The organism is Ciceribacter sp. T2.26MG-112.2 (genome assembly GCF_900492205.1).
Classification (GTDB): domain Bacteria; phylum Pseudomonadota; class Alphaproteobacteria; order Rhizobiales; family Rhizobiaceae; genus Allorhizobium; species Allorhizobium naphthalenivorans_A.
Genome location: NZ_UEYQ01000011.1, coordinates 1 through 19,988, shown reverse-complemented (window position 1 = coordinate 19,988; position 19,988 = coordinate 1). Strand labels below are relative to the sequence as shown.

Below are 19,988 nucleotides of genomic sequence, written 5' to 3'. Positions count from 1 at the left end.
GTCACACTCCCAGCTTTTCGAGGCTTGCCAGATCGGGCAGGTCGAAGATCGCCATGTCCGGGCGTTCGGCGGGCGCGGCCGTGCGCAATCCCGCCCGCAGCTTGGCCGAACGGGCCCGCGGATTGATCTCCGCCTCAGCCTCGCTGGCCGCCACCATCGGCTTGCCGATCGGCTCGAAGGTTGCCGCCCGCTCATGCACCATCGGCAGGTGCCGCGAGCCGGAGGCCTTGCCCGAGCGCTCGGAGAAGAACTTCTTGACGATCCGGTCTTCCAGCGAATGGAAGGTGACGACCACCAGCCGCCCACCAGGCTTCAGCACCTGCTCAGCGGCAAACAGCGCCTGGGCAAGTTCGCCGAGCTCGTCATTGACGAAGACCCGCAGCGCCTGGAAGACCCGGGTCGCCGGATGGATCTTGTCCTTGGCCTTGCGCGGGGTGACGATCTCGATCAGCCCGGCGAGGTCGCGTGTGGTGCGGAACGGTTCCTTGAGGCGCTGTTTCTCGATGGCACGGGCGATGCGCCCCGCCTGTTTCTCCTCGCCGAGAAAGCCGAAGATGCGAATGAGGTCGCCGACCTTGGCGCGATTGACGACGTCGGCGGCGGAAACGCCGGCGCCCGACATGCGCATGTCGAGTGGGCCGTTCCGCTGGAACGAGAAGCCGCGCTCGGCCTCGTCGATCTGCATCGACGAGACGCCGATATCGAGCACGACGCCGTCAAGACCGCCTTGTGGCGCATAGTCCGCCAGATGAGAGAATTGCGTGTGATGGAGCTTGAGACGACCGCGATGCGCGGCGACGAGCGCCTGCCCCGCGGCGATTGCCGTCGGGTCGCGATCGAGCGCTATGACGTCGGCGCCGGCCTCGAGGATCGCAGTGGTATAGCCGCCGGCACCGAAGGTGCCGTCGAGAATGACCTTGCCCGGCGCCGCCTCGAGCGCGGCCAGAACCTCGCCGAGGAGGACCGGAATGTGGCGAACCGGTCCGCCACCAGCATCAGAAGAACCTCCGCCTGGATTCGCCGCCATTCCGTTTCCCCGTCTTATGAAGCATGCAGCCCTCGCAGCCTGCGCGCTTCCCTCGCAGCCACCTGCGCCTCGTGGAACGCCTGCGGTTGCCAAAGCTGAAAATGATCCGAGCGCCCGACGAAGCAAACCTCCGCCGTGATGCCGGTGAAGTCGCGGATGAAATCCGTGACCATGAGACGCCCCTCGGCATCGAGCTTCATGAAGACCCCACCGCCATGCACCAGCAGCGACATCTCGTTGCCTTCCCGCGCGAAGGGGTCCTCCGCCGAAATCTGCCGTTCGTAGCGCTCCAGCAGGTCCGGACCACCGATGCTGATGGCCGGAAAGACGAAATCCTGGATGCAGTAGAGCTCCTGGATATCGCGTTGCGCGAGCACGGCACGAAACACCGCCGGCACGGAAACCCGCCCCTTCGCATCGATCCTGTTTATCGCGCTGGACAGGAAGCGGTTCATGACTGCCGACCGCACCCCCTTCTTGCAGAGAATGGCCAGGCCACCCTTGCGAACTCGACACCACCCGCACCGCCGATCCGCCAAACCGAACCGCTGGCCACCCGTCGCAACTGGCGACCGACCCGCTTTCGATTGCGATTTCCGGGACCTTGATCGACCCCTCAACGGTACGATTATGGGATAACATGGGACTATATGGGCGTCAATGGGACAGAGGACTTCACGACCCTGAAACGGGATCAAATATTGATAAGCGGTTAAGCTTAACGAATGGTTAGAAATGCCCGTCGGACCAATGCTTTATCACGCTCGACCTTGATCGAAGCTGGTCAGGGGCGAGACGAAATTGTGAAGCTTTTTCAGCGCATTGGATTTCCCGGCTGATTCTGCGGAGAATTCGCGACGAAAACGGGGAGAAAATTGCCAGTTGGCCTGTAAGCCGGGTTCTGTATGGCTCCGGTTTCCCGGAACGTGGCAGCCATTCATCTGGGACAGCGCTTGCACGCTGCCTCACGCAACCCACCCGGATGACTGGCCCGGAAACAGGCTGTGGCCGCGCTTGCGCGTGACCCGCGTCATCCCTATTCGGTCTTGCTCCCGGTGGGGTTTACCGTGCCGTCCCTGTTGCCAGCGACGCGGTGGGCTCTTACCCCACCCTTTCACCCTTACCTCGCGAGCGAGGCGGTTTGCTTTCTGTGGCACTTTCCCTGAGGTCGCCCCCGCCGGACGTTATCCGGCACCGTGTTTCCGTGGAGCCCGGACTTTCCTCACCCTACCGCCTTTCGGCATTGGTAAAGCGCGGCTGCCCGGCCAACTGGCACCGCGTCCTTAACCGAGCGGCCGGGCGATTGCCACCAAAAACAGGTCCCGGCGGCGCGCATGGCCGCAGATGGTGAACAATCAGCGGAAAGAGGGTCGAGAAACATCGCCATAGGCGGCCTCGTCCAGACCGCCGCCGATCAGCAGTTCCGCGCCGAGCCGGCCGATTTCGTCCGAACTCTTGGCGGCCGCTCCGCAGCCGCCGGTCAGCACGGCGACCCGGTCGCTGGCATAGCCAATCGCCGGGTAGTTGTTCGGGGTGAAAGTCGTGACGCAGGCGCCCATGCTGAGGGGCGCCGCGGAAAGGCCCGGAATGAGACGGTCGATGATTCGCTTGAGATGGTCGCGCGTGCTCTCCCGTCCGCCGCTCCTGAACCAGGCTCGGACCTCCGGCTCGGTTGCAAGCGCCAGATCGTCCGGATCGCCGCCGATCTTCAGATAGGTCTTGCCGTCCGGATAGCGCACCGGCGGCAGGAGATAGATGTGGTCATGCGGATCGTCGGGCTGATGGATGAGCGACGGCATGCCGGCATAGCGGGAAAGCTCGTCATCCGGGATTTCGAAGAAGGCGACGGTGCGAGCATAAACCGACAGATCAACCGGCTTGGGCAAGAGATTCTCCGCAATGGAGAATCCGCCGGCCGCGACCAGAACCTTTTCACCGCGGATCTCCTGCCCGTCCGCCGTCGTGACCACGACCCCGTCGTCGGTCTCGCGCGTGGCGACGACCGTTGCGCGAATGAGTGTCGCGCCCGCGCGCCGCGCCAGCACCGACTGCGCCTCGACCAGGCGACGCGGATTGACATAGCCGGCCCCGACCGCCTCGAACACGCCCTCGCAGCCCGTGCCGAAGTCAAAGTATGGAAAGCGTTCCCCCAGGGCGGCTGCATCGAGAATGCGGGTCTGAGCGCCGACCCGCTCCGCGGCACGGCAAATGTCGGCGACATAGGGATCGGCGCCGCCGCGCGGCGGCCCGACCATCAGGCAACCGGTTTCGTGGAAGAAATCGATGCCGCTCTCTTTGGCAATCGCGCCGTAACGGGCGATCGATCGCTTCGCCAGCAACGCCCAGACCGGATCGGTGTCGATCGTCCTGGTAATGCGCGCCTCGTCGTAGTGACTGGCGAACACGCCCTCGTGCCGGGCGGCGTCCTTCGGCTCGTCGGGGCCGATCAGGGCGACCCCGTCCACCTGCTGAGCGAGATGACGGGCGGCGGCCGAGCCCAGCATGCCGCAACCGATGATGATGAAGTTGAACCTGTCGGTCATGTCGCAATCCCTGTCGAAACATCGCGACAAGCTTCTTGCCGATCAGGGCCTTGTCGGCAAGAGCCGAATCTTTGGGGGAGTTTGCATATCGCAGGGCCTGCCGCGAGACGGGACGAGCGGGCGCCCCTCGGGCAGGCGCGAAGGCAGCGCGACCGCTCGTCGCGCCGCCAAGGGGGATTACGACGGGATTACGATGCCAACAGGGCCTGCACCTTGCCGCAATAGCGCTTGGAGACCGGGTTCATCCGCTTGGCGCCATGGCCGGCATTGTACTTCAGGATGGTCGAGCAGGTCTGGCCATTGCCCAGGTCATGCGCCATCGACAGATACTTCATGCCGTAGCGGATGTTGGTTTCGGGGTCGTACAGGCCCTTGGAAGAGCCCGAATAGCCCATCATCCGGGCCGTGGCCGGCTTGATCTGCATGAGACCGATCTCGCCGGCGCTGCCGCGTGCCTTGGGATTGAAATTGCTCTCGACCCTGACCACCGCGTGGGCGAGTGCCACCGGAACGCCGTAGGTCTTGGCGTATTTGGAAATCAGGCTCGTATAGGGGCTTTTGGAGAAGGAAGGCGCCGGATAGCCGGCCTCCCGCTTCACCGTCTTGATCGAAGCCTTGAAGCTACGCTCGTCATCGCCGGCGAAGGCCGTCATGGACGAGGACAAAAGAATACCGAGGCATGCCGCAGCAGCAACAATTCGCTTCATCATGTAAAAGTCAGTCTCCGAACCAGAAAGGTGGGCGAACGTCCGCTCAGGACGCAATCTTCCTCGTTCGCCCGACCGATCGGTCAGGCGTCGCCCATGCTCTCATCGTTGATATTCGCAAACACGGTCCGCAAAATCTGGGTGCCCGTGCCGCCGTTCAGTTCGTTCTTTAGAGCGGCGAAATAGGGAATTCGTGTGGCGATGCAACAAATTGGCGTTTCGCGCGTTTGGCCGGCCGGCCAAAAGGCGCTCGCTCGCGACCCAAATTTCAGGTGTAGCGCGGCAGCGTCGCGAGCAGCCGATGCAGGGTCTCGATGGTCGACATGTCGGCGATCCCGTCCACCCGTTCGGGGCGGAAATGGCGCTGGAACGCAGCCACGACGCCTTCGGTCTTGTCGGAATAATCTCCGGTAATATCAATGTCGTAACCATAGAGCGACAACATCGACTGCAAGGCTTCGACGGGTTGCCCATGGTCGCCCTTCTGGAAAAACCGTCCGCCCTGCACGGGCACCGGCTCGACGAAGTGGCCGACGCCCGCCGCATGAAGCCGTCCCCAGGGGAAATTTTCGCCCGGATCGACCTTGCGAACGGGCGCCACATCGGAGTGCGCCAGCACGCGTTCCGGGGCGATATGGAGCCTCTGGCCGCAATCGAGACACAATTCGATGACCGCTTCGATCTGCTTTTCAGGGAACGCGGGGAGCCCCGCCGGGTGCCCGGCATTGGCAATCTCGATGCCGATCGAGCGCGAATTGATGTCGGTTTCGCCCGCCCAGAAGCTTTTTCCCGCATGCCAGGCGCGACGGTTCTCCGGCACCATCTGCACGATCCGGCCGTCCTCATGGACGAAATAGTGGCTGGAAACCTGGCTTTCGGGATTGCACAGCCAGGCGAGCGCCGCCTCATGTTCCGGCATCCCGGTATAGTGCAGTATGATCATGTCGGGGCGATCACCGCCTGCCCGTTCGCCGCAATTGGGCGACGGCATGACGGTTGCGCCGGCGAAATCGGCGGTGAACGGCGTCATGCGGCGCGGCGCTCTTTCTCGATTGCCGAATAGGCGGCGTTGAGCTTGGCCATGCGATGATGCGCCACGGCGTGGAACTCCGACGGCACGCCGCGGGCATGCAGCCGGTCGGGATGGTGCTCCGCGGCCAGCGCCCGGTAACGCTTGCGAATGGTGGCGAAATCGTCAGACCGCTGGACGCCGAGCACGCCATACGGATCGCCGTCGAGGTGCAGGTGCCGCTCGGTGATGGTCTGGAAGCGCTCCTCGGTTATCCCGAAGATCTCGGCGATGCGCGCCAGGAAATCCATTTCCTTCTCGTGCAGCAAGCCATCGGCCTTGGCGATGTGGAACAGCGCGTCGACGATGTCCTCGAGCACGGGGCAGAAGTTTTCGCAGGTCCGGCAGAGCTTCGCGAGCTTCTCGGCATAGGCTTCGTAGCCGGCAACATCCTGGCGCGCCAGGTTGTAAAGCCGGGCGACGTTCTTGCCCTCCTCCTCGGGGAAATCGAAGATGCTGCGGAAGGCATCGACCTCGGCGACGGTGACAATACCGTCGGCCTTCGCCATCTTGGCGGACAAGGCGATGATCGCAACGGAGAAGGACACACGACGGCGGGTTTCGGGATCGCCCTCGAAAACCGTGCGGACCGCCTCGACCATGCCCGACAGGACGCTGCCCGCCGCATCGCCGATAGCGCCCAGCAGACGATCCCACAACGACGCGATCTGTTCGCAGGCGAAATCGATAATCATGAGCGAGCTTGACCAAATATCGCCGGAAAAAGCAAGCCGGACAGGCCCTGCCGGACATTAAACTTTATTCACGTTCGATTGCGAAACGCTGAATCGCGACGATGTATCCATCCCCTTCGGCCAGGCCGGCGGCCATCGGATCCCTTTGGCACGACCGCCGGTCCATCTCGCGGATTGATTGGACTATTCGTCTGTCTCATGCGACCACCGCCGCATTTCCTCCAAGCGGAGCCCGCATGAAATCGGCAATCCCCTCTCCTGCGCTCGGCCTCGTCCTCGGCGCGATCGGCGTCACCATCTTCGGGCTCACCCTGCCGATGACCCGCATCGCCCTTGACGGCTTCTCGCCGCTGTTCATCACCTTCGGCCGTGCAGTGATCGCCTCGGCGGCGGCGGGCACGGCGCTTCTCGTGCTCGGCAAACGATGGCCGCGCGGCGCCTTCCCGGCCCTGTTCCTCGCCGGCATCTGCCTCGTCTTCGGTTTTCCGATCTTCTCCTCGATCGCCATGCAGAGCCTGCCGGCCGCCCATGGCGGCGTCGTGCTGGGTCTGCTGCCGCTGCTCACCTCGATCTTCGCCGTCATCGTCGACGGGGAGCGGCCAAGTCCGGTCTTCTGGCTCTGCGGCGTGGCCGGAGCGGCCCTCGTCGTCGCCTTTTCCGCCCGCCAGAGCGGTTTCCATCTCGAGGTCGGCGACCTCTGGCTGCTCGCCTCCGCCGTCTCGGCCTCACTCGGCTACGTGCTGTCCGCTCGGCTGGCGCGCCGACTGTCTGGCTGGGAGGTCATCTCCTGGGCGCTGGTCGTCATGCTGCCGCTGTCGCTGGTCGGCGCGGTGCTGACCTTTTCGAGCGGTGTCACGGCGCCGGGCCAGGCCGCGATCGGCGCGCTTCTCTACCACGGCCTGCTGTCGATGTTCGGCGGCTTCATCTTCTGGAACGCGGGGCTGGCGATCGGCGGCATTTCGCGCGTCGCGCAGATCCAGCTGATGCAGACTTTCGTCACGCTGCTGTTTTCCGCGATCCTGCTCGGCGAGCACATCGGCATTGAAACGATTATATTCGCGATCGCCGTCGCCTTCGTCGTCTGGCTCGGCCGAAAGGCCCGTATTTCCTGAACTTTTCCCTTTACAAGGCCATCTGCTCGTCGCATCCATTCGCCCGGAAAGAAGCAAGACAACGGCACCGGATGTGGCGCCGAAGGAGGATCGATGGCCAAACAGAAAGTTGCAATGCTGACCGCCGGCGGCCTGGCGCCCTGCCTCTCATCCGCCGTCGGCGGATTGATCGAGCGCTACACGGACATCGCCCCGGAGATCGAAATGATCGCCTACCGTTCGGGCTATCAGGGCGTGCTTTTGGGAGACAGCATCCAGATCACCAAGGACATGCGCGAAAAGGCCCATGTTCTGCATCGCTACGGCGGCTCGCCGATCGGCAATAGCCGCGTCAAGCTCACCAATGCCGCCGACTGTGCCAAGCGCGGCCTGACCAAGGAAGGCGAAAACCCGCTCAGGGTCGCCGCCGAACGTCTGGCCGAGGACGGCGTCACCATCCTCCACACCATCGGCGGCGACGACACCAACACCACCGCCGCCGACCTTGCCGCCTATCTCGGCGCCAATGGCTACAACCTGACCGTGGTCGGCCTGCCGAAGACCGTCGACAACGACGTCGTGCCGATCCGCCAGTCGCTCGGCGCCTGGACCGCCGCCGAAGTCGGCGCCCGCTTCTTCGACCACGTCTCGAACGAACAGAGTGCGGCCCCGCGCACGCTGGTCATCCACGAGGTCATGGGCCGCCATTGCGGCTGGCTGACCGCGGCGACCGCGCGCGCCTATATCAATCGCACGCGCAACAACGAGTATGTCGAAGGCTTGATGATGAACACCGAGCTCAAGAACATCGACGGCCTCTACCTGCCGGAAACCCATTTCGATCTCGATTCCGAGGCCGACCGCCTCAAGGAGATCATGGACAAGAGCGGTTATGTCACCCTGTTCGTCTCGGAAGGCGCCTGCCTCGATGAGATCGTCGCGGACCGCGAGGCGGCCGGCGAGGAAGTCAAGCGCGACGCCTTCGGCCACGTGAAGATCGACACGATCAATGTCGGCAACTGGTTCCAGAAGCACTTTGCCAAGCTGCTGAAGGCCGACCGTTCCATGGTGCAGAAGTCGGGCTATTATGCGCGCTCGGCGCCGGCCAATTATGAAGACCTGCGGCTCATCCAGAGCATGGTCGACCTCGCCGTCGAAAGCGGCCTGAACAAGATCTCCGGCGTCACCGGTCATGACGAGGACCAGGACGGCCGTCTGCGGGTCATCGAATTTCCCCGCATCAAGGGCGGCAAGGCGTTTGATCTGAACACCCCGTGGTTCCACGAGGTGATGGACTATATGGGCCAGAAATTCCACCCGGCCAATTGACGGCACGGGCGAAAGCTGGCTTGCTCTTCGGGTGGAGGAGTAGCATCGATGTCACTTGAAACCTGGCTGGCTTTCGCCGCCGTCTCGGCGGCCTTCCTGGCATCGCCCAATCGGGTGACCTTTGCCGTCATGTCCCAGGCCCTCGCCCGCGGGCCGGGGTCGATCCTCGCCACGCTTCCCGCGCTGGCGCTGGGCGTATTGTTCGTTTCGGGCATCACGCTGCTCGCCCTTGCCCGGCTGCTCAATACCGTGCCGGAGATCCTCGACCCCGTTCGCTGGCTCGGACCCGGTTTTCTCCTGCTCGTTCTTATCCGCCTGTGGCGCCCGCATCAGGGACGTGCGCCGCTCGCGGACAACGACAATCTTCCCGAGAAAAAGCCGCTGCGAATCATGCGCCACGCCTTTGTCCTCGTCGCGTTTGATCGCTGGAACTATGTCTTCGCCGCCGCTTTGCTGACGCAATTCCTGCGCTCCGGGGCATCATTGCCGCAGGAGGCGGCAACGCTTGTCGGCATCGTCCTCGCTCTCGCCCTTGTCGCCTGGATCGCCGCGGCGCTCGGCGCGCAGGCCATTCATCGCCATATGCGACGGCGCATCCCGCGGCGCGTGACGAGCCGCCGTCACGACCCGGTTCTGATCGCCTCGGCCTCGGTGACGGCGGGCTATCGCAAGCTCGCCGCCTGAATCCAAGGTCAGCTTGCCGCAATTTAGCCCATCCATTATGACAACGGAATACAAATGGAGGGCGCTCGCTTTGCTTGCTGCTCGGGGATTAATTGGGAAGTCGGCATGATCGCAAAGAGAGACCACGGATTGCACCTCGGCCTCGCAGTGGTTCTGCTTGCGGGTCTGGCCGGTTGCACCAGCAGCATGGAAGAAGCCGCCAAGCAGGAACTGAAGGCCAATCCGGTCGCTGGCAGCGCGGCTGGCCAGGTCCAGATGGCGTCCGCCGAAGCGGCGAGCACGCTGCCGGCGCCCGTTGATCCGAATGCAGTGGCCGAGCCCGCGCCCATCATTCCCGGCACTGCCACCCCTGCGCCGATCCCGACCTTCAAGGCCGTCGCACTGACGAATGCGGCGGCAACGCCTGCCGCTCAAGCCATGGCGGCAGGGCAGGAGAATATCGCCATCCAGACCGCGGCCATGCCGTCGTCCCCGAATACGGTGACCACGCTGCCAATGTCGACGGATACCGCCGATCCCGCCGTCTTGCCGCCCGAAGTGACTGCGCAACAGACGATCGTGCCGGTCGCCAAGCCCGCCGGTGGTGCCCTCGCCTATGCGTCACCGTCCGCCGCGACATCGCTCGCCGCACTGGATTCGCAATTCGACGTCACGCCGCCGGGTCCCGCTCCGGTGATCGAAGCGACCAAGCCGGCCACCTCGGGTCCGACGTTGATCAATGCGCTGATCAAGAAATATGCCGCGATCTACCAGATGCCCGAATCGCTGATCCACCGCGTCGTCAACCGCGAGAGCACCTACAAGCCGACCGCCTACAACAACGGCCACTACGGCCTGATGCAGATCAAATATGCGACCGCCAAGTCGATGGGCTACGACGGCCCGGCCTCCGGCCTGTTCGATGCGGAAACCAATCTCAAATACGCGATCAAATACCTGAAGGGTGCCTGGCTGGTCGCCGACAAGAGCCACGACGGCGCGGTGCGGCACTATTCGCGCGGTTTCTACTACGACGCCAAGCGCAAGGGCATGCTGCACGTCCTGCAACCCGATTTCATGTAAGCACCATGTGAGCGCCATGTCACCGGCCTCGGCCGGTGCACGCCTGATACCTGCGGCTGACGGCTGGACGTCTCCTCCTTGGGCGTTCCTGTCCCTGCGCGGTGGCGGGTCCATCGCCCATCATCTGGACGCGTCCGCGACCGCCTTCACCAGTCTCTGCGGCCTGTAGCCGAGCCGCGACGGGGTGAGCCCCAGGCGAACGACGACCAGCCGCTCTGACGGGATGACGGCCACCACCTGGCCGTCGTGGCCCTGCAGCCAGAAGGTCTCCGGCGTCAGGCCAAAACTTTCGTCGGGTTCGTCGCCCGGACCGACCTGCCAGGCCTGGATTTCCGTATAACGCCCGCCGGATGCGGCCGTCGGCCGCTGCATCGCCGCGACAAACCCCTCCCGCAGCAAGCGTTCCCCATTCCACACGCCGTCATCGACGAGGAACTGGCCGAATCGCGCCCAGTCCCGGGCCGTGGCATAGAGATAGGAGCTGCCGACAAAGGTGCCCGAGGCATCGGTCTCCAGCACGGCGCTGGTCATGCCGAGCGGATCGAACAGGGCTTGGCGCGGATAGGCGAGCGCCTGCGCCGGATCGGCAAACCTGCTCATCCAGATGCGGGCGAGCAGGACGCTGGTGCCCGAGGCATAGCCGAATCGCTCGCCCGTGCCGGCGAGCACGGGCTTCGCCAGGCTGAAGCCTGCCATGTCCGGCTCGAGATAGAGCATGCGGGTGACATCGGCGACGTCGCCATAGTCCTCGTTGAACTCGAGCCCGCTTTCCATCGCCAGAAGGTCGCGCAGCCGGATCGATGCATGGGGCTCGTCGCTCCATTCGGGCAGAAGCCGTGTATCGTCGAGATCGAGGCGCCCGTCCTCGACCAGCCGGCCGATGATCGCCGCATTGACGGTCTTCGCCATCGACCAGCCGAGCAAGGGGGTCGTGGCGGAAAAGCCCGGACCATAGGTCTCGCCGACGATCCGCCCGTCCTTGACGACAACGACGGCGCGCATGCTGGGACCGACAAGGGCCTGATCGGACAGAAGGAGAGCAATGCGCGCGTCGGCCGGCATGGTCCTCTCACCCGCAGGCCAGGACGCGCCGACGTCCGCGACGGCTGGAGACCCAGGCGCCGGCGCGGAGACCGCGAGTGCCGCCTCGACGTCGCCGTCCGGCACGCTGGCGCAGCCGAGCCCTTCGCGGTAAACGGCTGTTCCGCTTGCGAATGCGCCCAGCATCCGCGCCGTGACGACCCCGTTCTTTGTATCGACATCGATGCCGACCAGCTTGAGCAGCGGGTGGCCCGGCGCCTGCACGTCGAGCGCCAGCACCGCCTGGGGATCGCGCCCGGCGAGGAAGACATTGGAGCAGACGATTTTCGCCGCATAGCCCGTGCCGACCCGAAGCAGTTCGGGTGGTGCGACCGACAGCCAGACGATGACGCCCGCCACCAGCATGATGACCGCAAGAGCGGCTCCCCTCAATATCTTCCCGAACAGTCGCATGCGCGTCTCCTCCGTCGATCTTGGGCCATGGAAGCATGGAACTGCCAAAGCACGAAAGCCGGAAAAGCCATCTTCACACCGCTTGCGCACGTCTTTCTTGGCGAAGCGAGAGCAGTCCGCCTTGGCCAACAGGCCACGTCATCAAACTGTAGCAGTGCGCGGCTAAACGCCATCAACGTTCAATGGATGGCTGACAAAGATGACCGATGTTGCGCCCGATGCCGGCTTTCGCAAGAACCACAAGCTGAAGAACGCTCTTCTCCAGCACCAGCCGCTGAGCCGCGACGGCCTTTCGGAACGGCTGTTCGAGCTACTGTTCTCCGGTCTGGTCTATGCCCAGATCTGGGAGGATCCGGAGGTCGACATGGAGGCCATGGAGCTTGCCGAGGGCCATTCGATCGTGACGATCGGTTCAGGCGGCTGCAACATGCTCGCCTACCTGTCGCGCCACCCCTCCCGCATCGACGTCGTCGATCTCAATCCGAACCATGTGGCGTTGAACCGTCTGAAGCTTGCCGCGTTCCGCCACCTGCCGGACCACGAGACCGTGGTGCGCCAGTTCGCCTGCGAGCAGAACCGCACCAACAGCCGCAACTTCGACCGCTACATCGCCCCCAATCTCGATGACTGGACGCGATCCTACTGGAACCGGCGTGGCCTCGACGGCAAGCGCCGGATCGCCGCCTTCGACCGCAATTTCTGTCGCACTGGCCTGCTCGGCCGATTCATCGGCGCGGGACACCTCGTGGCACGGCTGCACGGCGTCGACCTCACCGAAATCACCAGGACCAAATCGCTGCGCGAGCAGCGCCAGTTCTTCGACGACCGCATCGCTCCCTTGTTCGAGAAGCCGCTGATCCGCTGGATGACGAGCCGCAAGAGCTCGCTCTTCGGCCTCGGCATTCCGCCGCAGCAATATGACGAGCTCGCCAGCCTTTCGGAAGGCGGCACGATCGCCCCGGTTCTGCGCCACAGGCTGGAAAAACTCACCTGTCACTTCCCGATGAAGGACAATTACTTCGCCTGGCAGGCCTTTGCCCGGCGCTATCCGAAGCCGCACGAAGGCGTGCTGCCGACCTATCTCCAGCCGCAGAACTACCCGGCGATCCGTGCCAATGCGCAGCGTGTCACGGTTCATCATGCCAGCTTCACCGAACTCTTGACCTCGAAGCCGGCTGGCAGCGTCGACCGCTACATCCTGCTCGACGCCCAGGACTGGATGAACGACGACCAGCTCGCCGACCTGTGGACCGAGATCACCCGCACCGCCGCCCCGGGTGCCCGCGTCATCTTCCGCACCGCGGCCGAAAAGAGCGTGCTCGACGGGCGCTTGGCCGACGGCCTGCTCGGCCGCTGGACCTATCACGCGGAACGGTCGCAGGAACTGAACAAGCAGGACCGGTCGGCGATCTACGGCGGCTTCCATATCTACGAGAGGACGGCCTGATGGCCGTCGAGCCGACCGTCGCACCCGTCATCGACACCGAGCATGCCGAGCGCATGGACGGAATGTATCGTTACCAGCGGCACATCTACGATCTGACGCGCAAATACTATCTCCTCGGCCGCGACCGGATGATCGGCCGTCTCGACGTGCCGCGTGACGGCACGCTTCTGGAAGTCGGCTGCGGAACGGGCCGCAACCTCCTGCTGGCTCACCACATCTATCCGACGGCCCGGCTCTATGGGCTCGATATTTCCGCCGAAATGCTGGTCTCGGCCAAGGCCAATTTTCGCGGCAAGCCGGTCATGCCGAAGCTCGAGGTGGCGGATGCCACGGCCTTCACCCCGAGCGTCTTTGCGGTCGAGGGCTTCGACCGGATCATGATCTCCTACGCCCTGTCGATGATACCCGACTGGGAGAAGGCGATCGACGCATCGCTTGCGGCACTCAAGCCCGGCGGATCGCTGCACGTCGTCGATTTCGGTCAGCAGGAACGGCTTCCCCTCTGGTTCAAGCGGATGCTGCAGGGCTGGCTCGCCCGTTTCCATGTGACCCCGCGCGCGACGCTTCGACAGGTTCTGGCGGCCAGGGCAGAATCGGTGAATGGACGGCTGGAATTCGAGCCGATCGGTCGCGGCTACGCCTGGCATGCTGTCATTCGCACCTGAATTGCCAACAGGCCAGTTGAAAATCACGGATATTTAAGGATGATGAAAGAGAAGGGATGCGTCGGCTCCCTTCCGATCGCATGCGCGCGTCGCATGAGGGGCATGACTTCGAAATCGAGAATGGATGTTCCATGCGGTGGCTTCTCCCTGCCCTCCTGCCGATCGCGCTCGCCGTCAGCGGCTGCACCTCCGCCAGCTATGACCTGATGGAAACCGCGTCGGTCCAGGCTCCGCGCTTTGCGGACAAGGACCCGCAGGATTTCGGCGACAAGACGCCTCATCACCACAAGGTGCACGGCATCGACGTCTCGAAGTGGAACGGCGATGTCGACTGGGTGAAGGTGAAGAAATCCGGGGTTTCCTTCGTCTTCATCAAGGCGACCGAGGGCAAGGACAGGATCGATTCGCGCTTCGATGAATATTGGCGCAAGGCCGCCGCCGCCGGCCTTCCGCATGCACCCTATCACTTCTACTATTTCTGCTCGACGGCCGACGAACAGGCCGACTGGTTCATCCGCAACGTACCGAAGGCGTCGATGCACCTGCCGCCGGTGCTCGACGTCGAGTGGAATCCCACCTCGCCCACCTGCACCTTGCGCCCGGATCAGGCGACCGTCAGGGCCGCGATGAAACGCTTCATGGACCGTATCGAGGCACACTACGGCAAGCGGCCGATCATCTACACCTCGGTCGACTTCCACCGCGACAATCTCGAGGGTGCCTTCCAGGATCATCACTTCTGGGTTCGGGCAGTGGCCCAGCATCCGGAAGAAATCTATCCGGCGCGGCGCTGGGCCTTCTGGCAGTATACGTCGACCGGTGTCGTCCCGGGCATCAAGGGCGACACCGACATCAACGTCTTCGCCGGCACCGAGAAAAACTGGAAGAACTGGGTGGCGGCCGTGTCGAACCGCTGACCGACGCGATCGGGGCGCGAAAAATGCCGCGTACACCGCGGTTTTCGCGCGACGATCTCGCTTTGGTCAAAAAGTCGGCCGATATCGCTACCCGAACGATCCGCCGGTCGCCGTTTGCGATCGTACTGATTCCGTCAAACCATTCACGGCGCCGTCATGGCCGGGGTGTTTCCTCCAGCCGCAGCGCCAAATCACCGCCAGAACCGCAAGGATGACCCCATGAAGACCGCCTCCCGCCTCGCTCTTGCCCTGACCGCCCTTCTCGCCACGACTTCCTTTGCCGCAGCCCAGCAATGCGGCGGTGACCTTGGCGTATTCCTCGACGGCGTGAAGGCCGAGGCGATCGCCGCGGGTGCATCTCCCGAGGCCGCCAATGCAGCACTTGCCGGCGCGAAGATCGACCAGAAGGTGCTGTCGCGCGACCGTTCGCAAGGCGTGTTCAAGCAGACCTTCCTCGAATTCTCGCAGCGCACCGTCAGCCAGTCGCGGCTCGACATCGGCCGCCAGAAGATCAAGCAATATGCCGAAGTCTTCGGCCGTGCCGAACAGGAATACGGCGTTCCGGCGGGCGTAATCGCCGCCTTCTGGGCGATGGAGACCGATTTCGGCGCCGTCCAGGGCGATTTCAACACCCGCAACGCGCTCCTCACGCTCGCCCATGACTGCCGCCGCCCGGAACTGTTCCGCCCGCAACTCCTGAACCTCATCACCATGGTCCAGCACGGCGACCTCGACCCGGCCACCAATACCGGCGCCTGGGCCGGCGAGATCGGCCAGGTGCAGATGCTGCCGAAGGACATCGTCGCCTTCGGCGTCGACGGGGACGGCGACGGCCATGTAAACGTCAAGAAGAGCTCGCCGGATGCCATCCTGACGGCCGCCAAATTCATCGAGCATCTCGGCTTTCGCCGGGGCGAGCCATGGATCCAGGAAGTCGTGGTACCCGACAACCTGCCCTGGGAGAAGACCGGCTTCGGCAGCAGCATGACGGCGGGCGACTGGTTCGCACTCGGCGTCAAGCCGCGCGACGGCAACACCGCCTCAAGCGCGCTGCCGGCGTCGATCGTCCTGCCGCAGGGCCGCAAGGGACCGGCCTTCATCACCTATCCCAACTTCAACATCTATCTCGAATGGAATCAGTCGTTCATCTACACGACCTCGGCCGCCTATTTCGCCACCCGGCTGATGGGGGCCGAGCCCTATCAGAAGGGCAATCCCGAACCGGGACTCGCCGATGCCGAGATGAAGGCGCTGCAGACCAAGCTGCAGGCAATGGGCCACGACGTCGGCAAGATCGACGGCATCCTCGGCTCCGGCACCCGCATCGCCATCCAGAAGGAACAGCAGCGCCTCGGCATGCCGGCGGATGGCTGGGCGACCCCGGCCCTGCTCGCCGCCCTTTGACAAGGTCACGGGCGGCACAAGCACTTGCGCCGCCCGATTCTTGCACCGTGGCGATCCATCGCGGCCGGCGGAAGGTTCTTCTCGGGCGCGATCGACGCAAGCTTTGGGGCAACACGGCCGACAAAGCCCGCCTCACGAAGATCGCCGGCAGGCGACATGTTTCGGGTGGCCCGAGAAGCGCCCTTCGCCTAAACCTCGCTCCAGAGAGTTTCATGGAGCCAAAATGTCCGCCGTAACACCGCCACGCCTCAATGCCACCACCTGGTCGCTGCTCGCCCTGCTCGGGCTGATCTGGGGCGGTTCATTCTTCTTCGGCCGGGTGGCCGTGCCCTATGTGCCACCCGTGACGCTCGCCTTCCTGCGTCTGTCGATCGCCGCTGTGGCACTGCATGTCTACCTGCATGGCCGCATGGACCTCTACCGGTCGCTATGGCAACGCTGGCCGGCCTTCCTGCTGCTCGGCCTGATCAACAACGCGATCCCGCACACGCTGATTCTCTTCGGCCAGACGGAAATCGGCGCAGGGCTTGCCGCCATTCTCAACGCCACGACACCGATCTGGACCATGCTGATTGCCAACCGCCTGACGTCGGACGAGAAGCTCTCGTCCGCCAAGCTCGCCGGCACGCTGCTGGGACTTGCCGGCACCGCGGTGCTGATCGGCCCGAGTGCGCTGAACGCCAGCGACATCCCGCTCTGGGCCGTCCTGCTGCCTATCGGCGCGGCGATCTCCTATGGCTTTGCCGCGACCTACGGCAAACGCTTCCGCGACCTTCCAGCACCCGTCACCGCTACCGGCCAGTTGACAGCGTCCTCGCTGATCATGCTGCCGACCGCGCTTCTGGTGGACCACTCCTGGCAGATTCCCTTTCCCCCGCTCGAAGCCGCAGCCGCGATCCTCGCGCTCGCGCTGATCTCGACCGCCTTTGGCTATATTCTCTTCTTCCGCATCATGGCGCAGGCCGGCGCCACCAATGCCTCGCTGGTCACGCTGCTGGTGCCGCCGAGTGCGATTCTGCTTGGCGCGCTGTTCCTCGGCGAAACTCTTCAGGTTCTGGATCTGGTCGGCATGCTGCTGATCGGCATCGCCCTTTTGGTCCTCGACGGTCGCCTGCCGGTATTCTACCGCAGCGCAGCATAGAGGCGATCGCAGCGGGCCAGTGTGCCCATTGGAGGCGGTCGCCCGCCCTGCCGATCACGCTTGTTAAGCAACATTAACAAACGCTGAAATGCGCCAAGCGGTTGAATTTTCTACAACTGCGCGGGGGTGCGACTAGTTTTCCACCGTCTTCGACGGCACTGCAGCACATTAATCGCTTTCCTTGCGACACAAATCCGACATATTATCTAACGGTCAACACAAGGAGGCAGACATGGGACTTACGAACTCTCTCAATGTCCTGATCGTCGGTGCGGCGTTTGTGTTCATTGCCACAATGCTGTTCATCTGAACCACATGAGTTGAACAAGGCCTCGAAGGAACCCTCAGCGGTCAGGCCCGAAACAAGCCGGTAGAGCTTTCCAGTTTCACAAAGAAAGGCGCATCATCCATTCGGAGATGCGCCTTTTTCTTTGGCCACCGATGACCGCCCTTCAGGCGGCGGCACCCGTTCCTTCGCTCCGCCGGCCTTTCGGCTCGAGGCCGAGATTGCGAAGCGTCGCATTGACCAGAGCCGAGCGGTTCATCGTGTAAAGATGAAAATCGGCGATGCCACGCGACGACAGATCGGCAATCTGCTCGGCCGCGACCTCGGCTGCAACCTCGGCCCGCGCCTGCGGTTGCTCGTCGAGACCGGCGAAACGCTTGTCCAGGAAGGCCGGAATGGTCGCGCCGCACATCGAGGCGAAACGCTTCAACTGGTTGAGATTCTGGATCGGCATGATGCCCGGAACGATCGGGATCGATATCCCAGCCGCCCTCACCCGCTCGAGATAGCGCTCGAAAACATCGTTATCGAAAAAGAACTGGGTCAGCGCGCGGCAGGCGCCATTGTCCACCTTGCGCTTCAACATGTCGATGTCGGCTGCCTCGTCCGGGCTTTCCGGGTGTTTTTCCGGATAGGCCGATACCGAGATCTCGAAATCACCCAGCTCACGCAAACCGGCGACCAGTTCGGCGGCATTGGCATAGCCGCCCGGATGCGGCTGGTAGGCCGTACCCATGCCGTCCTGCGGATCGCCGCGAAGTGCCACGAAATGATTCACGCCGACGGCTCGGAACTGCTCGACGACCTGATGCACCTCCTCCTTCGTCGCTCCGACGCAGGTCAGGTGCGAGGCGGTACGAAGCGGTGTCTCGGCGATCAGCCGCCTGACGGTCGAAAGCGTCGGCTCGCGCGTCGTGCCGCCCGCGCCGTAGGTCACGGAGACGAAGTCGGGGTCCCAGAGGCAAAGCTCGTCCACCGTCTTCCACAACTGGTCGGCCATGTCCTCCGACTTCGGCGGGAAGAACTCGAACGAGTAGCGCAGGCGCTGGGCGGTCGGGACGTTACGATCATGCTTGATAGCCATTCACCTGCTCCCGGTCTGGTCGGCGGACCCGTTGATGGGGGTTGCGGAGGAATTGGCGCCCTGTCGGGCAAGCCAGATGGTGACGGTCAGTCCCTTGGCTGCCGAGCTCTCCGGCGGCAGGTCCACGGACTTTTCGACCGTCAGCCCATATTTCGTCAGCCACTCGGCCATCGTCTGGTGAGAAAAGCCGAGCCGCACATGGGCATGCTCCTCCCGCAGGTATTCCAGCGCATGCGGCGCGAGGTCGATGATGATCAGCCGCCCACCCGGCTTCAGCATGCGGCTCGCCTCGGCCAGCGCCATTTCCGGCTGGACCAAGAAGTGCAGCACCTGGTGGATGATGACGATATCGTATTCATTGCCGTCGAGCGGCAGGTTGAGGATGTCGCCATGGCGCACCGAGGCCTTGACGACACCTGCCTTGTCCAGATTGGCGCGCGCCACGGCAAGCATGTCGCGGCTGGCATCGATGCCGGTCGCCCGGCGATAGCTGTCTTGCAGGAGCTGGAGAATCCGCCCGGTGCCGGTGCCGAGATCGAGAAGCGCATCGACCGGATCGGTGCCGATCAGTTCGAGCAGCTTGGCCTCGACTGCGCCATCATCCACATGCAGGCGGCGCAATTCGTCCCATTCGGACGCGTTGAGCTTGAAATATTCCTGGGCGCGCTCGGCCCGGTTCCGCTTGACCGCCGCGAGACGTTCGCCGTCGCGCACCAGAACCGCATCGTTCACGTCGGTCGCCCCCAGAAGGGCATTGGCCAGTGCTGCCGCATCACCGTCCTGCTTGAGCCGGAAATAGGCCCAGGCCCCCTCCTGATAGCGGTCGACGAGACCAGCCTCGGTCAAGAGCTTGAGGTGACGGGAAATGCGCGGCTGCGACTGGCCGAGGATATCGGTGAGATCGGTGACCGTGAGATCGCCGGCGGAAAGCAGAGCCAGCAAGCGCAGCCGCGTGGGCTCGCCGGCCGCTTTCAAGAGTTCCACCAAGGCATCGACGCCGAATTTCATGCTTGCCGCCATGTCGCATCCAATCAAGATATAAAGATGTCTTTATATCGACTGAAATTCTTGTGCAAGGGCAAAATGCGCAAACGAGTGGTTGAGGTGGAATCACGGGCCACGACTAACGCGCTCGCAACCCGGCGGCGTTGCCCGGCCCTACGTGCAAGGCGACAACAAAAAACCCCGGCGATGAACTGACCCCCGAAAGTTGGACACCCAACTTCGGGGGTTTTGCATGTCCAAATACAGCAGCACATTCAGGCAGGAGGTCGTCGCATATTATGGCGGCGGCGAGCATAGCTACCGGGAGGTCGGTCTGCGTTTCGGGCTCGATTATTCCA

The 19,988-nt window shown here is 63.6% G+C and carries 18 protein-coding genes and 1 other RNA gene; 9 read left to right on the top strand and 10 right to left on the bottom strand.

Features of this window, described 5'->3' with window-relative positions:
• Nucleotide 1 precedes the first annotated feature (1 nt).
• From rsmH to DYZ14_RS15510, 7 genes are all read right to left on the bottom strand, one after another.
• Complete coding sequence (gene rsmH, locus DYZ14_RS15540; protein WP_154721525.1) at nucleotides 2-1,027, bottom strand: 16S rRNA (cytosine(1402)-N(4))-methyltransferase RsmH; 1,026 nt, start codon at nucleotides 1,025-1,027, stop codon at nucleotides 2-4.
• Between the two features lie 14 nt (nucleotides 1,028-1,041).
• Nucleotides 1,042-1,482, bottom strand: coding sequence for a division/cell wall cluster transcriptional repressor MraZ (mraZ, locus tag DYZ14_RS15535; RefSeq protein ID WP_154721524.1), 441 nt, complete (start codon nucleotides 1,480-1,482; stop codon nucleotides 1,042-1,044).
• Between the two features lie 419 nt (nucleotides 1,483-1,901).
• Nucleotides 1,902-2,300, bottom strand: an RNA gene (rnpB, locus tag DYZ14_RS15530) — RNase P RNA component class A.
• An 82-nt stretch (nucleotides 2,301-2,382) separates the two neighbouring features.
• On the bottom strand, nucleotides 2,383-3,570 hold the full coding sequence (locus DYZ14_RS15525) for an FAD-dependent oxidoreductase (RefSeq protein WP_154721523.1): 1,188 nt from the start codon (nucleotides 3,568-3,570) through the stop codon (nucleotides 2,383-2,385).
• Nucleotides 3,571-3,758: 188 nt separating this feature from the next.
• Nucleotides 3,759-4,280 carry a lytic transglycosylase domain-containing protein gene (locus tag DYZ14_RS15520; RefSeq protein WP_154721522.1) on the bottom strand — a complete coding sequence of 174 codons (522 nt, stop codon included), beginning with the start codon at nucleotides 4,278-4,280 and terminating at the stop codon, nucleotides 3,759-3,761.
• A gap of 265 nt (nucleotides 4,281-4,545) precedes the next feature.
• Nucleotides 4,546-5,307: an N-acetylmuramoyl-L-alanine amidase gene (locus DYZ14_RS15515; RefSeq protein ID WP_154721521.1), complete on the bottom strand. Its 762-nt coding sequence runs from the start codon at nucleotides 5,305-5,307 to the stop codon at nucleotides 4,546-4,548.
• Nucleotides 5,304-6,041, bottom strand: coding sequence for a J domain-containing protein (locus DYZ14_RS15510; protein ID WP_154721520.1), 738 nt, complete (start codon nucleotides 6,039-6,041; stop codon nucleotides 5,304-5,306). Before DYZ14_RS15510 ends, DYZ14_RS15515 begins: the two co-directional genes overlap by 4 nt.
• Before the next feature lie 236 nt (nucleotides 6,042-6,277).
• Here DYZ14_RS15510 and DYZ14_RS15505 point away from each other — a divergent pair, with 236 nt between their 5' ends.
• The 4 genes from DYZ14_RS15505 to DYZ14_RS15490 all read left to right on the top strand — a co-directional run bounded on the left by DYZ14_RS15505 (nucleotide 6,278) and on the right by DYZ14_RS15490 (nucleotide 10,207).
• Nucleotides 6,278-7,153, top strand: a complete 876-nt coding sequence (locus DYZ14_RS15505) for a DMT family transporter (RefSeq protein WP_154721519.1) — start codon at nucleotides 6,278-6,280, stop codon at nucleotides 7,151-7,153.
• A gap of 93 nt (nucleotides 7,154-7,246) precedes the next feature.
• A complete protein-coding gene (locus tag DYZ14_RS15500; RefSeq protein ID WP_154721518.1) occupies nucleotides 7,247-8,461 on the top strand; it encodes a pyrophosphate--fructose-6-phosphate 1-phosphotransferase in 1,215 nt (404 codons plus the stop codon).
• 48 nt (nucleotides 8,462-8,509) lie between these two features.
• A complete protein-coding gene (locus DYZ14_RS15495) occupies nucleotides 8,510-9,145 on the top strand; it encodes a LysE family translocator (protein WP_154721517.1) in 636 nt (211 codons plus the stop codon).
• Between the two features lie 105 nt (nucleotides 9,146-9,250).
• Nucleotides 9,251-10,207, top strand: coding sequence for a lytic transglycosylase domain-containing protein (locus DYZ14_RS15490; RefSeq protein ID WP_154721516.1), 957 nt, complete (start codon nucleotides 9,251-9,253; stop codon nucleotides 10,205-10,207).
• Between the two features lie 120 nt (nucleotides 10,208-10,327).
• Here DYZ14_RS15490 and DYZ14_RS15485 read toward each other — a convergent pair whose 3' ends face one another.
• Nucleotides 10,328-11,701 (bottom strand): serine hydrolase domain-containing protein, encoded by a 1,374-nt coding sequence (locus tag DYZ14_RS15485; protein ID WP_154721515.1) that lies wholly within the window; start codon nucleotides 11,699-11,701, stop codon nucleotides 10,328-10,330.
• Nucleotides 11,702-11,900: 199 nt separating this feature from the next.
• Between DYZ14_RS15485 and DYZ14_RS15480 the strand changes: the two genes are divergently transcribed.
• The 5 genes from DYZ14_RS15480 (at nucleotide 11,901) to DYZ14_RS15460 (ending at nucleotide 17,275) form a co-directional block, all read left to right on the top strand.
• Nucleotides 11,901-13,148 (top strand): DUF3419 family protein, encoded by a 1,248-nt coding sequence (locus DYZ14_RS15480; protein ID WP_154721514.1) that lies wholly within the window; start codon nucleotides 11,901-11,903, stop codon nucleotides 13,146-13,148.
• Nucleotides 13,148-13,813 carry a class I SAM-dependent methyltransferase gene (locus DYZ14_RS15475; protein WP_154721513.1) on the top strand — a complete coding sequence of 222 codons (666 nt, stop codon included), beginning with the start codon at nucleotides 13,148-13,150 and terminating at the stop codon, nucleotides 13,811-13,813. Before DYZ14_RS15480 ends, DYZ14_RS15475 begins: the two co-directional genes overlap by 1 nt.
• A 131-nt stretch (nucleotides 13,814-13,944) precedes the next feature.
• Nucleotides 13,945-14,730 carry a glycoside hydrolase family 25 protein gene (locus DYZ14_RS15470; protein ID WP_154721512.1) on the top strand — a complete coding sequence of 262 codons (786 nt, stop codon included), beginning with the start codon at nucleotides 13,945-13,947 and terminating at the stop codon, nucleotides 14,728-14,730.
• Between the two features lie 219 nt (nucleotides 14,731-14,949).
• Nucleotides 14,950-16,134, top strand: coding sequence for a lytic murein transglycosylase (locus DYZ14_RS15465; protein WP_154721511.1), 1,185 nt, complete (start codon nucleotides 14,950-14,952; stop codon nucleotides 16,132-16,134).
• Nucleotides 16,135-16,357: 223 nt separating this feature from the next.
• The gene (locus DYZ14_RS15460) at nucleotides 16,358-17,275 is read left to right on the top strand and encodes a DMT family transporter (RefSeq protein ID WP_154721510.1); all 918 of its coding nucleotides are present in this window, start codon (nucleotides 16,358-16,360) and stop codon (nucleotides 17,273-17,275) included.
• 452 nt (nucleotides 17,276-17,727) lie between these two features.
• Here the strand turns inward: DYZ14_RS15460 and metF are convergent, their stop codons facing one another.
• Both metF and DYZ14_RS15450 read right to left on the bottom strand, forming a co-directional pair.
• A complete protein-coding gene (gene metF, locus DYZ14_RS15455; RefSeq protein WP_154721509.1) occupies nucleotides 17,728-18,645 on the bottom strand; it encodes a methylenetetrahydrofolate reductase [NAD(P)H] in 918 nt (305 codons plus the stop codon).
• A complete protein-coding gene (locus DYZ14_RS15450; RefSeq protein WP_154721607.1) occupies nucleotides 18,646-19,653 on the bottom strand; it encodes an ArsR/SmtB family transcription factor in 1,008 nt (335 codons plus the stop codon).
• Between the last annotated feature and the right edge of the window lie 335 nt (nucleotides 19,654-19,988).